General features: G+C 41.8%; 19 protein-coding genes. 9 read left to right on the top strand and 10 right to left on the bottom strand.

The window, feature by feature from the left end:
• Positions 1–382: 382 nt before the first annotated feature.
• Entirely contained in the window at positions 383–1,342 is a 960-nt protein-coding gene (locus tag DP114_RS08510) for a phosphate ABC transporter substrate-binding protein (RefSeq protein ID WP_171975887.1), read from the top strand.
• Positions 1,343–1,381: 39 nt separating this feature from the next.
• Here DP114_RS08510 and DP114_RS08505 read toward each other — a convergent pair whose 3' ends face one another.
• Positions 1,382–2,563: an RNA-guided endonuclease InsQ/TnpB family protein gene (locus DP114_RS08505; RefSeq protein WP_169264248.1), complete on the bottom strand. Its 1,182-nt coding sequence runs from the start codon at positions 2,561–2,563 to the stop codon at positions 1,382–1,384.
• Between the two features lie 57 nt (positions 2,564–2,620).
• On the opposite strand from DP114_RS08505, the gene DP114_RS08500 reads away from it, so the two are divergent.
• Positions 2,621–2,782 (top strand): CopG family transcriptional regulator, encoded by a 162-nt coding sequence (locus DP114_RS08500; RefSeq protein WP_169264249.1) that lies wholly within the window; start codon positions 2,621–2,623, stop codon positions 2,780–2,782.
• 263 nt (positions 2,783–3,045) lie between these two features.
• Here the strand turns inward: DP114_RS08500 and DP114_RS08495 are convergent, their stop codons facing one another.
• Genes DP114_RS08495 through DP114_RS08485 form a run of 3 tightly spaced genes read right to left on the bottom strand, consistent with a single transcriptional unit; the run spans position 3,046 to position 5,276 of the window.
• Positions 3,046–3,384 (bottom strand): carbon dioxide-concentrating mechanism protein CcmK, encoded by a 339-nt coding sequence (locus DP114_RS08495; RefSeq protein ID WP_171975886.1) that lies wholly within the window; start codon positions 3,382–3,384, stop codon positions 3,046–3,048.
• Between the two features lie 11 nt (positions 3,385–3,395).
• The gene (locus DP114_RS08490) at positions 3,396–4,778 is read right to left on the bottom strand and encodes a cytochrome P450 (protein WP_169267827.1); all 1,383 of its coding nucleotides are present in this window, start codon (positions 4,776–4,778) and stop codon (positions 3,396–3,398) included.
• Between the two features lie 33 nt (positions 4,779–4,811).
• Complete coding sequence (locus DP114_RS08485) at positions 4,812–5,276, bottom strand: hypothetical protein (protein ID WP_246163087.1); 465 nt, start codon at positions 5,274–5,276, stop codon at positions 4,812–4,814.
• A gap of 301 nt (positions 5,277–5,577) precedes the next feature.
• Between DP114_RS08485 and petN the strand changes: the two genes are divergently transcribed.
• The 7 genes from petN (at position 5,578) to DP114_RS08455 (ending at position 8,740) form a co-directional block, all read left to right on the top strand.
• Complete coding sequence (petN, locus tag DP114_RS08480) at positions 5,578–5,667, top strand: cytochrome b6-f complex subunit PetN (RefSeq protein WP_048868680.1); 90 nt, start codon at positions 5,578–5,580, stop codon at positions 5,665–5,667.
• Positions 5,668–5,674: 7 nt separating this feature from the next.
• A complete protein-coding gene (locus DP114_RS08475) occupies positions 5,675–5,872 on the top strand; it encodes a hypothetical protein (protein WP_171975885.1) in 198 nt (65 codons plus the stop codon).
• Between the two features lie 148 nt (positions 5,873–6,020).
• Positions 6,021–6,251, top strand: coding sequence for a type II toxin-antitoxin system MazE family antitoxin (gene mazE, locus DP114_RS08470; protein ID WP_171975884.1), 231 nt, complete (start codon positions 6,021–6,023; stop codon positions 6,249–6,251).
• Entirely contained in the window at positions 6,238–6,597 is a 360-nt protein-coding gene (locus DP114_RS08465; RefSeq protein ID WP_169267824.1) for a type II toxin-antitoxin system PemK/MazF family toxin, read from the top strand. The genes mazE and DP114_RS08465 overlap by 14 nt, the downstream gene beginning before the upstream one ends.
• 612 nt (positions 6,598–7,209) lie before the next feature.
• The gene (locus DP114_RS08460; RefSeq protein ID WP_216669932.1) at positions 7,210–7,962 is read left to right on the top strand and encodes a transposase; all 753 of its coding nucleotides are present in this window, start codon (positions 7,210–7,212) and stop codon (positions 7,960–7,962) included.
• Positions 7,959–8,255: a hypothetical protein gene (locus tag DP114_RS34335; protein ID WP_211178817.1), complete on the top strand. Its 297-nt coding sequence runs from the start codon at positions 7,959–7,961 to the stop codon at positions 8,253–8,255. The genes DP114_RS08460 and DP114_RS34335 overlap by 4 nt, the downstream gene beginning before the upstream one ends.
• A complete protein-coding gene (locus DP114_RS08455) occupies positions 8,252–8,740 on the top strand; it encodes a radical SAM family protein (RefSeq protein ID WP_216669979.1) in 489 nt (162 codons plus the stop codon). Before DP114_RS34335 ends, DP114_RS08455 begins: the two co-directional genes overlap by 4 nt.
• 149 nt (positions 8,741–8,889) lie before the next feature.
• On the opposite strand, the gene DP114_RS08450 is transcribed toward DP114_RS08455, so the two are convergent.
• From DP114_RS08450 to DP114_RS08425, 6 genes are all read right to left on the bottom strand, one after another.
• Positions 8,890–9,189 carry a type II toxin-antitoxin system RelE/ParE family toxin gene (locus tag DP114_RS08450; RefSeq protein WP_171975883.1) on the bottom strand — a complete coding sequence of 100 codons (300 nt, stop codon included), beginning with the start codon at positions 9,187–9,189 and terminating at the stop codon, positions 8,890–8,892.
• Positions 9,186–9,440 (bottom strand): type II toxin-antitoxin system ParD family antitoxin, encoded by a 255-nt coding sequence (locus DP114_RS08445; RefSeq protein WP_169153428.1) that lies wholly within the window; start codon positions 9,438–9,440, stop codon positions 9,186–9,188. Before DP114_RS08445 ends, DP114_RS08450 begins: the two co-directional genes overlap by 4 nt.
• Before the next feature lie 181 nt (positions 9,441–9,621).
• Positions 9,622–10,711, bottom strand: a protein-coding gene (locus DP114_RS08440; protein WP_246163272.1) for an IS630 family transposase whose coding sequence is annotated in 2 segments (ribosomal slippage) — positions 9,622–10,239 and positions 10,241–10,711 — 1,089 coding nt in all. Because the reading frame shifts where the segments join, the coding sequence is not laid out codon by codon here.
• 326 nt (positions 10,712–11,037) lie between these two features.
• Positions 11,038–12,444 carry an NAD(P)(+) transhydrogenase (Re/Si-specific) subunit beta gene (locus tag DP114_RS08435; protein ID WP_171975882.1) on the bottom strand — a complete coding sequence of 469 codons (1,407 nt, stop codon included), beginning with the start codon at positions 12,442–12,444 and terminating at the stop codon, positions 11,038–11,040.
• Complete coding sequence (locus tag DP114_RS08430; protein WP_048868686.1) at positions 12,441–12,734, bottom strand: NAD(P) transhydrogenase subunit alpha part 2; 294 nt, start codon at positions 12,732–12,734, stop codon at positions 12,441–12,443. Before DP114_RS08430 ends, DP114_RS08435 begins: the two co-directional genes overlap by 4 nt.
• Positions 12,735–12,802: 68 nt before the next feature.
• On the bottom strand, positions 12,803–13,966 hold the full coding sequence (locus tag DP114_RS08425) for a Re/Si-specific NAD(P)(+) transhydrogenase subunit alpha (protein WP_169266097.1): 1,164 nt from the start codon (positions 13,964–13,966) through the stop codon (positions 12,803–12,805).
• Positions 13,967–14,376 lie beyond the last annotated feature (410 nt).

Below are 14,376 nucleotides of genomic sequence, written 5' to 3'. Positions count from 1 at the left end.
TAGCAACAAGACGAGCCAGCGCTGCAGGAGGGTTTCCAACGCCAGATACCTGCGGAGGGAAACCCTCCCGCAGTACTGGCTCCTCCGTAGGTGACTGGCGTCGCCAAGGACGCCAAGAAAATCAAAAAGAAGATAGGTAATCTTGCACCGGGAAGGGAGTAGTAGGAATATTGCAAAAAGCTTGAATTTGATGAATTTGCAGACATTGAAATTGAAGAAGCCCTCTGCGCGGAGCGATCGCACCACATACGTAAAGACTTCTGTAGCATAGAGATAGCGGTTTATTCGGCGCATCTATTGATAGCTGAAGCCGCGTTCTAGGGAATACTAGCCACTATTTAGACCATACTAATTTACAAACTCCCAATACCTGCAAGCACTCATGGCTAATAAAAGCAACAGTAAAGAAACATTCACTTTGGTGCTATCTCTGCTCGTCACTTTAGGGCTTTTAGGGTTTGGTGTGTGGTTCTTCCGAAATAGCTTGCCTTTTGCATCCAACCAACAGACTCAACCTTCTGCCAATTCTTCTGAACAGCAAACTGCGACACCCAGTACAGTTCAAGGTTTTAACACATCAAACTTGGATACCAGTCTGCCCAACCCAAGCGTGCTCACAATTGATGGTAGCGTCACAATAGTCGCTTTGATCAAGCAGCTGCAAATTGCGTTTAATCCGGTAAATCCTTCCTTGCCCACAACTTATGGTTTACCAAATGGTAGTCCCAATGGTACCAATAAAGGGATTCAAAACTTGAAAGACGGCAAAGTGTTGATGGCTGCTAGTTCACGTCCCCTAAAAGCTGATGAAGCACAATCTGGACTCGTACAAGTTCCAATTGCCCGCGATGCTTTGGCTGTCGCAGTAGGCGTCAACAACCCGTATAAAGGGGAATTGACTATGGAACAGTTGAAGGGAATTTTTCAAGGAAAAATCACTAACTGGTCACAACTAGGAGGTTCTGACCTACCAATCAAAGTTATTAATCGCTCTCCAGATAGTGGTACATATACATTCTTTCAGGAAGTTGTGCTGTTAGAGGAATCTTTTGCACCTGATAGTGCAAACTTCACCACAATCAAGAAAGATGAAACGACTGCGCTATTACGTGAGTTAGGTAATAATGGCATCACTTACAGCACAGTTTCCCAGTTAGAAAATCAAAAAACGGTTCGTATTGTTTCTGTAAATGGAATTTCTCCTACTGATCAAGCTGCAATTAAAAATAGTACTTATCCTATTAGTCGAGTCGTTTATTTAGTCGTACCGCGTAAAACCAGTCCCGGTGCAAAACAATTTATTGACTTTGCTATCTGCTCCATAAAACTTATACATTGCTGAACAATGCGGTTTATTTCTCGCTTCAGCCAAGGTAGTCGGCTACTTCTTGTCTACGAGCGTCACTTCCGGTTGAGCCAACCGTACAAAATCCAATGGTGCGTTCAACAAGTTATAAGCCGCATTCAAATCCCTATCCATCGTTATTGTGTGAGCCAAGCACGATCTATCTTGACACTGATAAACTCGGTCAGAAAGTTTCAGATTATCGTGCTTGTTCCCGCAGATTGAGCATAGTTTTGACGATGGATACCACCTGTCAACTAACTCTACCTTGGTTCCGAAAAATTCAGACTTGTAGATTAGTTGACGACGGAATTCGTAAAATCCTAAATCAGAAATTGCTGACGAAAGTTTTCTATTAGCCAGCATTCCTGAAACGTTTAGGTCTTCTATCCGAATCCGGTAAAACTTACAGCTTATATCTGTTGTCGTCTTATGCAGAAAATCTTGGCGTTGATTGGCGATTCGAGCGTGTTTCTTGGCAATAGAGTTATAAAACTTCTTTGCTCTATTCGACTGTTTTATTCCTTGGCGACGGTTGCCAGATTGCTTATTTCGATTTCGCCACTGTGCCTTGGCTAGCTTGGTTTTCGCTCTTTTATAAGGCTTGGGGGCTTCAATTTGGAAACCATCACTGAGGGTGCAAAAACATTTCACGCCTAAATCAATTCCTACCGCTTCTTGTGGGTGATAAGTTGGCGGTATTCTATCAGCATCTACTGCAAAAGATACGTACCATTTATCAGCTTGGCGACTGATAGTAAAAGTTTGCGTGCAGTACGAACACGGGTTCGCTTCTTTGAGACGAAAAGTCCCTAAAGTCGGAATCTTTATCTTTTTGCCAAACAAGATTAAAACCTTGCCATTGCTGTCGTAAACAGTAAACGAATCTCCATTCTTCTTCGATTTCAAGACAGGTTTACCAGATAACCCTTTAGCCCATCTTTGGTAAGCCTGTCCTAAATCCATAAAAGCTCGTTGATAAACCTTGGACGATAGCTCGTTCATCCATTGATTTTCTGGTTGCTTTTTGGTGTAGTTGGTGAATACTTTCTTTATTTCGTTTATCTGTTTAGTGATACTTCCTTTTACTCCAGCAGAGTGCAAACCCTGTGTCAGTGCCAAGCCGTAGTTATAAACAAAACGTGCATAACCAGAATGTTTACGCATCAAAGTTTGCTCTTTATTATTTAGTTTTAGCTCTACTTTGATGGCGTACATTGCAGATTATATTTTTGTTTTATACGATTATTGTACGTATAATTGCACGGCATGTCAATGGCTAAACAAACGGAAAGGTTAGAGATTCGGATTACAGCAGACGAATTAAAAACACTAGAGCTATATTGTCAGCTAGTTGATTTGAATAAAAGTGATGTGTTGCGAGAATACATTCAGTCCTTGAAAAAGAAAATAAAGAAAATGAACAGCAATGTTTAGATATGTTCAGAGCTTTACAGTGATTCAACGTTTAGGACGATCTCCCCTGGTGGACAACAGATTGTTCAGCGAGTAGGTTTTATTCCATTGAAGTAGATTGACTGATATCTTACACCATTACAAATAAACCACTAATGCTGAAATAAAATACTGTTGAAATATACTCAAAAACAAGTTGTACTTTTAGTCCATTTTAATGGACTTTGGCTATGAGCCTGGGACTTACAGTCCTAGGCGGACGAGAACTCAGTATTCAACAGTTTTTACGCCGACAATGGCGGTGGAAATAGGATATCAGAATTGAATTGCTCAATATTTACTGATTGATAAATCGGCAAAACATATTCTAAATTTTCATGGGGACGGGGAATTATGTGATGAGAAAGCACCTCACCACCATTTACTCGCGGTATCGCCTCAAGTCCTGCTGCGATCGCAACATTAACCTCCCCTACAGCCCCCCGGATAAGCACAGTAATTCGCCCTAAATCAGTATTTTCATACCCAACAAGAGTGATACGGGCAGCTTTACACATGGCGTCCCCCGCTTCTATTGCTGCAGGAACGCCATAAACTTCAATCATGCCAAGTGCTAAAGTCATGCTTACTTACTCTAAACACTTGCTACAGCTTTTGGAGACTCTTGAAACTTCCGTTCTCCTGTTATCATCATCTTGACTTTACCGCTAGGAGCAAGGGTTACTCCTCGTCGTTGAGCTTGTTCTGGTTGATTGGTAGTAAGTGCAAGGTGATAGCGTGACACGATAGTTGCCAAAACAAGCTTCATTTCAAACACAGCCAAAGCTTCACCAATACAGCGACGGGCACCACCCCCAAAAGGCATAAATTCATAGGGTGAATATTGGCGTTGCAAAAAGCGCTCTGGCTTAAACTGCTTGGGCTGCGGGTATAAATCTTCACGATGATGCAAAAGATAAATGCAACCAAAGACTACCTTACCAGACTCTAAGTGATGTCCCAGAATCTCAACGGGTTCTTGCGCGACTCTACCAAATGTCAAGAATCCAACAGGGTAAATACGCAAGGTTTCATTGCAAACAGCACTCAGATAAGGTAATCGTGCAATGTCTATGGGATTTGGGGAGTCGCCGAGAGTCCCCAGTTCTTGGAGGAGTTTTTCACCAACTTGTGGCAAATGGTGAATCCAATACAATGCCCAAGCCATTGCTGTTGCTGTAGTTTCATGTCCAGCAAATAACAAAGTCATTAACTCATCGCGTAACTCTTTATCCGTCAGCGGTTTACCCTTTTCATCCCGTGCTGACATTAGCAATGAGAGGATATCGATGCGATTTGGATCATCTTGTGCACGGCGTTCAGCAATTTCAGCGTAAAGCAATTTATCAATTTGCTGACGTTTGTGCAAAAACCTTCCCCAAGGACTCCAAGCCCCTAAATCTTTTTGCAGAAACCGAAAAAATAAGAAGCTAAAACTGAGTGGTGACTGAAAAACCTCCAACATTTCACTGAATAAGTGCTTGAGTTGTTGGCAACGTTCTCCCTCATATAAGCCAAAGACAGCTTGTAAAATGACTTGCAAGGAAATTTCCTGCATTGCTGTCCGAATCGACAAAGGTTTATTGTGTGGTAGCTGACTAAAAACTTTTTCAGTTATATTGCGAATTATTTCACTGTAGGCTCGCATCCGTTCCCCATGAAAGGGGGGCATTAGGAGTTGGCGTTGTCGTCTGTGGCGATCGCCGTCCAACATAATCACTGAACTATCCCCTATTAAGGGTTGCAAAATTTTGTTCTCCCGACTCAGGGCTGCAAACTTCTTTCTATCGCTGGTTAAAATTTCTTGAATTGCTTGGGGATGGTTCACAAATACTAAAGCATCCTCAACAGGAGCTACCGCAGTACTAAAAATGTCAGGATACCGCTGAGCTGCACTTTCCATATATCCTACAGGATCAGTAATCCATTGGATTTGTTGTAAAAAAGATGGGGTTTTGACAGGATTGGGTAAATTCATCTGCTTATCTTGACAATTTATATTTTTTATGCATCAATTTGATTGAAAAGGCTTAATCCAGCCGAGTTGGATGGCAGTATCAAGAAAAAATGCTGCCAACACAAACCACAAAATACTTTCGACTCCCAAAACCACAAAAGGCAATATATCTCTAGAATATGACAGCCCAACATCGACTTGGGTTAAACCGCGTACTAAGCCAAACGCTAACACTCCCCCAGCTTTCAATTGAGGATTTTTATCTGAGCGGATGATATAGCGGTAAGTGACGCCAAACAGCAAACCACAAAAAACTGCAATTCCAAGCTTGAGCAACAATTGTAAATCTAGCGAATTGATCGCCAGACTGGCGAGCCGCTCAAAATATTTTGCTAGCACCAGATTATTCAGCAAGGTGGTGAGAAAAAAAGCTATCATCAGGCTCAAACCTGCGAGTATCCCAGCTTTGAGGGATTCAATGCGTTCTGTCATCAGTTGAGGATCTAAAATCTTGTTCACAAATGTTAGAATAGATACGTCAGTACAAGACTTAAAAACCTACCCCAGGACTTGGGGAAAGTAAACGCCCTACGCTCGAATTGACGAGGTTCAAGGAAATAACACTCTGCCCGAAAGGGCGAACGGGGTGTGCCGGGGAACTTGTTTAAACGCAAGATAACAACATTCCGCAAGGAATACGTTGTGAATCCCTTAACTTTTAGTTAGGGGAGTGTCAATGAGGAATCCAAACTTTAGTTCTGAACGGGCTTCTAGTATTATTAAACTTAGAGACGTTTCTATTGAGTTTAAAAGTAGCACTATGGAAATTTTGACACTCGGCTGGGTTGCTTTACTTGTTGTTTTCACTTGGTCAATTTCAATGGTAGTTTGGGGTCGCAACGGACTCTAAGAGAATCGTGGAAATTCCATTCTTGACTATTTTGGCTTCAGTTGCTGCGGTGCTGCTTGTAGCAGTTACGGGAGGCGTTGGTTATTTGACGCTGGCAGGTTGGCGCGATCGCCGTTTGCGAGAAGATGAAAAACGCGAAATGCGACGCGCTAGTTCTAGCACCACTTCTAAGAACACTGCTCCCAAGCTTAAGAAGAAAAAATAATTCTGCTTGAAATCTTGGGCAGAGGCGCTAGGAGGTAGAGTATTTCCTAGCGTCTTTGTCTGTTTGCGCTTCGTTTTTGTGCTAAAGGGGAAAAGTGCAGAGACTTTTTGTAGTATGATTATTTAGTAAGACAAAAAGGTAATACTAAATGATCAAAGTCACAATTACCTTAGAAGAAGACGTTCTCCAGTTTATAGATCAGCAGGCACAGGGCAACCGCAGTGGTTATATTAATGCGTTGCTGACAGAACACCGCCGCCGAATTTTGGAAGCAGAAATGATTGCAGCCCTCAAGCAGGATGCTGAAGATTCAGAGTATCAAGCTGAGATTGCTGTTTGGGATAATGTTGTCGGGGATGGCATTAATGCCAGAGAGTAACTTAACTTATCGGCGGGGAGAAATTCGTTGGGTGAACCTTGATCCAACTGTAGGGGCTGAGGCGCAAAAAATCCGGGCTTGCTTGGTTGTGCAAAATGACATTATGAATCAGTATGGATTGCTAACAATTGTGATGCCATTTCGACCTGGAAGTAAACAAGCTCCATATGTTGTCAACGTGAAAGCAACGCCAACAAATGGATTAGATCGAGATCGTTTTATTGATGTTGGGCAAATTCGTTCTGTTGATCATCGTCGCGTGTTGGGTTTGGTGGGTGTGTTGGAAGAAGAATATTGGGAACTCATTCGTATAGCTTTAAATATCATTTTAGGATTTGTGGTTTAAGGCTATCAAGTAGCTATTGGAAAAATTAGAATTAGGCGATCGCATTGTGCAGATTTTTTAGGCAATCTCTGTTTTCTCTACGTGTTATTTCGGTGACTTAGCTAATAAATATACTATATTTAAAATACGTTACGAGCTTGTGCAAGCTTGTACTAAGTCCTCTTGCTACTTGGTGCAAGAGTAACGCCTGCGCTGGCATTTTCTTAACTCACATCTTGCACCTAACCGAACAAACCCGTAAAAGGCAAATAAGGAGTACAAAAATATAACAGAAGATGAATCAATAATTTAAGTACATAAGAGTGATAAAGAAACTTAAAGTAGCCGTAATTTTACATAAAAAGCTTCCAAAAATACAAGATGTAGGGATGACTATTTGCGTCATCCTGTAGTGCGATCGCCTACGGCGAGCGCGGAGCGCCAGCGCTAACTTTAATTTCAAAAACGGAATTTGCTTTGATAGCAGAAAATATGAGAGAAAGGGCGTGAAATATCGAATTTTTTATAGCAAGAACAATGCTTACCTACGCCCAAAAGCTAGTATACAATCTCAAAGAGTTAATGCCGACGCAATACCAAAAAGATAATCTTGATGCAATGCTGGGATGATTTTTGGAAGCGCAAGGGCATCCCTTACCTGAACACTCTCAAACCAAATCTCCGAGTGCATTGAGTCGGTTTTTAAATATCAATCCTTGGTCAACAAGGGATATGATTCGTATTGTTCGTAACCATGTATTAGAGACGAGCTTAAAGGTTTTTTCAGCAGAAGGGAAAGGACGTAAACCATTTTTACAGGTTATCATTGACCTAACGACTCTTGAAAAACGGGGTAAATTTAAAAACTTTGAGGATTTAATAAGAGTTTATAACGGTAAACGTGGTCTGCATATAGTAGTAGTTTATTTAGTTGTCGGAAAGTGGCGCATACCTTGGAACTTCCGTGTTTGGAGAGGTAAGGGTACACCTTCACCCGCTCAACTAGGACTCAGGTTAGTTAAGCGTTTACCTAAATCTTTAACTGAACGCTTTCGGGTGAATATTTTGGTTGATACGGCTTTTGGGAGCGTGGAATTTCTTCATGGTGTACGCAAGTTGAAATATCATGCGGTTACAGGTGTGGCTATTAACCGTAAATTAGTTGATGGAAGAGTTTTAAGACATTTACACAAACAGGGACAACAAGTCCGTTTGGTTGGTTTAAAGTTTCCCGTTACCGTATCTTGGTATTACTTAAAGCGCGATAAGGGCAAGCTTGAAAAACGTTTTGTCTTGTCTACTCGTCCCATTAAAGCTTCTACTCTCAAGTGGTGGGGTAAGCGTCGTTGGCAAATTGAGGGATGGTTTAAAACCGCAAAGCAATGACCCAAAGGGTCACGCTTCGCGAACGTTTTGGTTTGCACCGTTTTGGACAGGGTTCTCTCCTTGGCATGTATCGCTGGCTGATTCTTTCTCTGACTGCCTACCTCATTGCTCATTGGACTTATCTTCATATTCAGTCTGGATCACCACCTGATTGGGGTCAGGCTGCACAAACTGCCTTAGAATCAATTTTTACCCAAATAGTCGTGTCTCTTCTTTTACTTGATATTGAACGCTTAGCTCCCCTCGCACGTAGTTGTGGTTTTGACATTCATATTTCCAGGTGCAAGATGTGAGTTTACCATACCTAAATGATGAACTCAGTCGCCAGATTGAACCTCAAGCTCCTCCTCCTTCGGAACGTTATAAAGCAATGGTGGCAGGTCATAAAGCTGGGTGTAGGATGTATGTTGCAGTTGCTCCTACTCATCCCAATATGACTTTAGATGATTTCAAAAGACATCTGGAAAAAATAATGTGTATAAATCCAGAGGTTATATTTTGGGAGCCTATTAATGCTCGCGGAACAAATGGAAAACGGATGATAGCGGCGGGCTTGGATTTTACCGATTCCATAAGGCATAAAAACTCATGGGCAGAATGTTTTACAAGGCAATGGAATGATATTGAAACAGCGGCACGAGAGGTAGGGTGTGAGGATCGGCTTCACATTTGGCCCGATCCTGAACTTAGAGGGTTTGTTGATGACATCAAGCTGGATCATTGGTTGTATAAGCCAACAGTGGAAAAGTGGGATAGCTTGACATCCTCAAAAATTTAGAGACGCGATATCTCGCGTCTCTACAGTTCACTCTCTGCGCTCTTGGCAACGCCAGTCCCAGAGAGTCGGGGTACCCGCCCACGGCGCTGGCTCGTCTTGGCGGTTCATAAAAAAAGTGAATCCAGTTTTACTTGTGCTTTTTAGCAGGTTTATTCTGGTTCCAAAAACATGGATTCTAAATCTCTATATCCGCTAATGACACGCGCAATATCAATTCCATCCTCTCTTGGATAGTACAAAACAATATAATCTTCAATACTAAATCCCCGTAAATTAGGGGACAATCGCTCATAACTCTTCCCCATATTGGGAAATCCGGAAACTAGTTTACACTTCTGACGAATTGCGTCAAAAAGCTTACTGGCAGCTTTAGGATTATTCTGAGCAATATATTCACAAATAGAATTTAAATCTTTGACTGCTTCATCAGAAAAAGAGTAGTTACTCATCTTTGAGACTCAGCAATTTTATTAATTTTATCTTGGAGTTGAGCAAATACTATTTCCCCATCCGTAACCTCTCCTCTGGCAATTTGTTCCTTACCAACCGCTATTTTTTGCCGGAGTTCTTCCAAACGTTGCTCCCTTGCTTGCATCAGTTTCAATGCTTCGTTCATCACATCCTCTGCATTAGCATATCTCCCTGCTTGAATTTGGGATTGAATAAACTGCTCATGCTCAGGTTTGAGGGAAATATTCATTTCACGTAACCCTAATTGCTTGACTTATTCAAATTTTATCGCTGATTTATTTTATCAACGTCATCTTTAACTACAATGTAGTATAAACCATACGATTTCCTAAAAATGCAGTAGAGACGAACCCGAAGGGTAAGGTTTTTACATCAATCGTGTATTTACTCCCCTCCCACCAGAAGATTACCTAAATTAAGCGGTAAATGTGTTCAATAGTATTTTGAATTTGCTCAGGGGTTTGAACATGTTTAATCATCAGGAAATTTTCTAGTTTTTGTTGAACAAGTTGTATTGTTGTATCTACAGGTTGATGATGTAAGACTTCAAGCCTTAAAAGATGAATAATATATTCGGCTAGATTAAAATCCGGAGAATAAGGAGGAGTATAAATAAACTCAATCTCAATTTGTTCTTGAATTCCCAATTCAGATAAGTTAGTAACTAATTGAGAGCGCATTTTTTGTTTGTGTGTCGAGTTATTATCTAAAATAATCGTTAAATATTTCACTCCACTTTTCAGACAATCATTAACGAACTCAGTAAAATAGCTTGATACATCTATGGCGTTCCGCCACGCTTCGCTATCAGTTTTAGAACGTTCTTTTAATTTCAGATATTCTTCTCCAGTTATGGCATCTACGCAAAGCATCCCATTTAATTTGTGACGGCGATTACGCTCATTACTTGGAACTTGTGGACGAGTATTTTTCTCTGCCCAGGCATAAAATGTACTAGGACGATCATAAACTGCAAACTCATCAAAAAAAGTTATTTTTTCTCTCTCGTCTATATTTTCAAGTTTTTTTTAAACATGATATAAATTCTGATTGCTTTGTTGCGTCAGCGTTCGCATAATCCCTATGTGCTTTTTGATGTGAAAGATGTAGCTCATTCAAGATCTGATAAATTCGACTATCTTTTAACTCGACTGCCCATCTTTGTTTGATAACGTGACAAATAATTTTAGCCGTCCATATATTTCTATCCACACCGTAATCTATCGGTTTTTGTTCGAGCAACATTTTTTTTAATTCTTCTCTTTGACTTGTGCTAAGTCTACCAGGTAAATTATGAGTTATTGGTTGGATTAACCCTATTAAACCACCACTTAAAAATTTATCTATCCAGCTTGTTAGAGTTTTATACGTGCATCCCAATAACTCTGAGATTTCTTTTCTACTTTTACCTTCGTATAAGTATTTAATTGCTAACAGTCTTTGACGTATATATTGCTGTTGATGCTTGTAATACAGACTCTTCCACCGTTCTAAGTCCAGTAGGCGTTAAGCGTAGCTCTGCCGTAGGCAATCGCTTAACAGATGAGTTCGAGTAACCATACATTTTTTGACAATACACCCTACTTATCATTATAGGTAATCTTGTAGTGGGAGGGGAGTAATTCAACTCAGAACTGCTATTAACCCAAAATCTTTACAACTGCTTCACTTCAGAAACCAACTTTCCAACCATATCCTTCGCACTAGCAAAGCTCGTATTAATTTTAACCATAAAAAAACTTGCCTCAGGACAAACCCTTAGCAAGTTTATACACGATCCATAAAAGGGATTTTGGATTTATGCTGTATCCATAATCTACAATTCCCTACAGTTGCTTCACTTCAGAAACCAACTTTCCAACCATATCCTTCGCACTACCAAAGAGCATCGTCGTTTTATTCTTATAAAACAACTCATTATCCACACCAGCAAAACCCGCACTCATACCGCGCTTAATTACAATTGTCTGCTTCGCCCGATCCACTTCCAAGATTGGCATACCATAAATCGGGCTATTTGTATCACTCCGCGCTGCCGGATTCACCACATCATTCGCCCCAATTACCAAAGCGACATCTGTCTGCTCAAACTGAGGATTGATATCATCCATATCATGCAGTTGCTCATAAGGCACATTCGCCTCAGCCAACAACACATTCATATGTCCCGGCATTCTACCAGCAACGGGGTGAATTGCATACTTCACATCCACGCCCATACGTTCGAGCTGATCTGCCAACTCACGTATGCTGTGCTGCGCCTGTGCAACCGCCATCCCGTAACCAGGAACAATCACCACAGAACGAGCATAACCCAACATCATCGCGCCTTCTTCGGGATCAATGCTGCGAACGCTTTGATCAGTTGTACGTGCACTACCAGCAGCACCACCAGACGCAGCCACTGTACCAAAAGCACTGAACAGCACACTGAACAGAGAACGGTTCATCGCCTTACACATAATCTCGGTAAGGATGATCCCAGATGCTCCCACCAATGCGCCAGCGATGATTAACATATTGTTCATCACCACGAAACCAGCAGCAGCCGCCGCTAACCCGGAAAACGAGTTCAACAGCGAAATCACCACAGGCATATCGCCGCCACCGATGGGGATGACGAACATCACACCCAACACTAGAGAAACAGCAACAATTCCTAAGAAGACAGGTAAGCTGTGCGGATTGATAATTAAATAAGCACTACCCGCAATAAAGGCAGCCAGAAGCGAGAGGTTAAATGGTTGCTGCAAAGGAAATGTAATTGGGGAACCGCTCATAATACCTTGCAGTTTTGCAAAAGCAATAAAGCTTCCTGTGAAAGTCACACCACCAATTAACACATCCAGCAACATAGAGATGTTGGCGTCAAGAGGTATTGCTTCACCGTTTCCTAGCAACCGCCAAAATTCAGCAACCGCAACGAGTGCAGATGCTGCACCACCCAAGCCGTTGAGCAAACCCACCATTTGGGGCATATCCGTCATTTGGACTTTGTAGGCGGCGACGATACCAATCAAAGATCCAATAACCAACCCTACCAAAATCATTTCATAGTTCAACACATGCTGATCCAGCATTGTTGCCACAATAGCCAACAGCATCCCCACAGCTGCAACAACATTACCTTGTCGTGCTGTCGCGGGTGATCCCAGCTGTTTCAAACCCAGAATGAATAAGGATGCAGCGACTAAATACGTTAGCTGAATCCCGGTTGGTAAAAAGTCGCTCACGCCTTAATCTCCTTTTTCTTGAACATTTGCAGCATTCTGTCTGTGACTAGGAAGCCACCCACCACGTTAACCATTGCCAAAATTACGGCAATCAAACCTAAAATGACTGATAAATTCGTCTCTCTAGCACCAGAAGCCACGATCGCACCCAGTACAGCAATTCCAGAAATGGCGTTGGAACCTGACATCAAAGGTGTGTGGAGGGTTGGTGGAACTTTGTTGATAACTTCAAATCCAGTAAAGGATGCCAAAACAAACACAAACAAGGCAGCGATTAATGCTTCTGTCATCGCTCGATATACTCCTTATGCAAATTGAGTTGTGATAAGTACACGTCAGCACTTATTACAAAAATTAATTAACTTGCCACACCGCTTAAAGCTTGTAAGGCATCTTTCACACGTTGGTTACGAATTTCGCCACCGTGGGTAACACAAGCCGCATCAACGATGTCGTCAGCAAAGTTGACATTTAAAGCTTTGTCTTTAATCAACAGTTGCATCAACGACGACAAATTTTTGGAATAAAGTTGGCTGGCGTGAACTGGCATGGATGATGGTAAATTGATGGGACCAATGATAGTGATGCCATTCCACACAATATCTTTACCGGGATCAGTGCAAGCACAGTTACCACCCTGTTCAGCAGCGATATCCACAATCACTGAACCTGGTTTCATCTGCGCTACCATCTCTTCAGTAACTAAAACAGGTGCTTTTCTACCAGGAACTTGGGCGGTGGTAATCACCACATCAGCATTCTTGACGTGTTCGGCGACAACTTCTTGAGTGCGCTGTTTGCTAGCTTCAGAAATTTCTTTGGCGTAGCCTCCAGCGGCGGTTGTTTCTTCTTCTAGTTTGACTTCAACGAATTTTGCCCCCAAACTTTGGACTTCTTCTTTGACGGCGGGACGAATATCAAAGGCTTCGACGATCGCTCCCAAACGTCTGGCGGTGGCGATCGCCTGCAATCCAGCCACACCAGCCCCCATGATAAACACTTTCGCCGGAGCGATCGTTCCAGCCGCTGTTGTCAACATCGGGAAATATTTTGGTAATGCTGCTGCACCAATTAGAACCGCTTTGTAACCTGCAATTGATGCTTGCGAGGATAAAGCATCCATACTTTGTGCCCGAGTCGTGCGCGGGATCATCTCCATACTCATAGCAGTTACCTTACGTTCTGCCAGTCGCTGCGCTACGGAAGGATTTCCTAAAGGGTTAAGAAAGCTAATGAGTACAGATCCTTCCTTGAGTAAGTCAATTTCTGAGCGTCCATCTTCTCGCTCTTGAGGTGGACTCACCTTAAGCAGAATATCTGCTTCGCCCCATAATTGAGTGGTATCACTGATGACTTTCGCTCCTGCTGCTTCATAAGCAGCATCAGAAAAGAAAGCCCGCTCACCTGCACCAGTTTCTACCAACACTTCTACACCTTGTTTTACCAATCGGGCAACGATGTCAGGAATTAAGGCAACTCGACGCTCACAGACTTCAATTTCTTTGGCAACTGCTATTCTCATGCAATCTCCTTGAAGATAAATACCTATTTTTGGCAATTTGTGAAATTTTTCTTAAGAGGCAATAGGCGCACTTTTCGTGCATGGGCAGCAGCTATTAGCAGTTGGTTTGCCCAATCAATTTTACCTTCGCTCTCAAAATCGATAATGACCTACGCAAAGTTTCAATTTGGTTCTTGCAGGGTTTCCAGATTCCCATGTATTTGAAAAGAGGGGCTTCTATTACACATCCTATGTCAATCCCCAAAATTTACGTGTTTGTCTTCAACTTCTTTTAGGGATTCAAGAATTTTTATGGATTTTTTTACATATTGCAATATTAGTAAAATTCTCAAAAACTATCCCCAAATAATATTAGTCAACCCTGACTTGATTACAACTTATCTTATCGAATCTCGTTCAAGTTAACTACT

It is taken from the genome of Brasilonema sennae CENA114 (genome assembly GCF_006968745.1).
GTDB classification, from domain to species: Bacteria; Cyanobacteriota; Cyanobacteriia; order Cyanobacteriales; family Nostocaceae; genus Brasilonema; species Brasilonema sennae.
This window is presented reverse-complemented; position numbering and strand designations above follow the sequence as displayed.

Bases quoted from the DNA above. Each gene is read 5' to 3' on its own strand.
- DP114_RS08510 (WP_171975887.1), top strand. From the start codon at position 383: ATGGCTAATAAAAGCAACAGTAAAGAAACATTCACTTTGGTGCTATCT.
- DP114_RS08505 (WP_169264248.1), bottom strand. From the start codon at position 2,563: ATGTACGCCATCAAAGTAGAGCTAAAACTAAATAATAAAGAGCAAACT.
- DP114_RS08500 (WP_169264249.1), top strand. From the start codon at position 2,621: ATGGCTAAACAAACGGAAAGGTTAGAGATTCGGATTACAGCAGACGAA.
- DP114_RS08495 (WP_171975886.1), bottom strand. From the start codon at position 3,384: ATGACTTTAGCACTTGGCATGATTGAAGTTTATGGCGTTCCTGCAGCA.
- DP114_RS08490 (WP_169267827.1), bottom strand. From the start codon at position 4,778: ATGAATTTACCCAATCCTGTCAAAACCCCATCTTTTTTACAACAAATC.
- petN (WP_048868680.1), top strand. From the start codon at position 5,578: ATGGAAATTTTGACACTCGGCTGGGTTGCTTTACTTGTTGTTTTCACT.
- mazE (WP_171975884.1), top strand. From the start codon at position 6,021: ATGATCAAAGTCACAATTACCTTAGAAGAAGACGTTCTCCAGTTTATA.
- DP114_RS08465 (WP_169267824.1), top strand. From the start codon at position 6,238: ATGCCAGAGAGTAACTTAACTTATCGGCGGGGAGAAATTCGTTGGGTG.
- DP114_RS34335 (WP_211178817.1), top strand. From the start codon at position 7,959: ATGACCCAAAGGGTCACGCTTCGCGAACGTTTTGGTTTGCACCGTTTT.
- DP114_RS08450 (WP_171975883.1), bottom strand. From the start codon at position 9,189: ATGAGTAACTACTCTTTTTCTGATGAAGCAGTCAAAGATTTAAATTCT.
- DP114_RS08445 (WP_169153428.1), bottom strand. From the start codon at position 9,440: ATGAATATTTCCCTCAAACCTGAGCATGAGCAGTTTATTCAATCCCAA.
- DP114_RS08430 (WP_048868686.1), bottom strand. From the start codon at position 12,734: ATGACAGAAGCATTAATCGCTGCCTTGTTTGTGTTTGTTTTGGCATCC.
- DP114_RS08425 (WP_169266097.1), bottom strand. From the start codon at position 13,966: ATGAGAATAGCAGTTGCCAAAGAAATTGAAGTCTGTGAGCGTCGAGTT.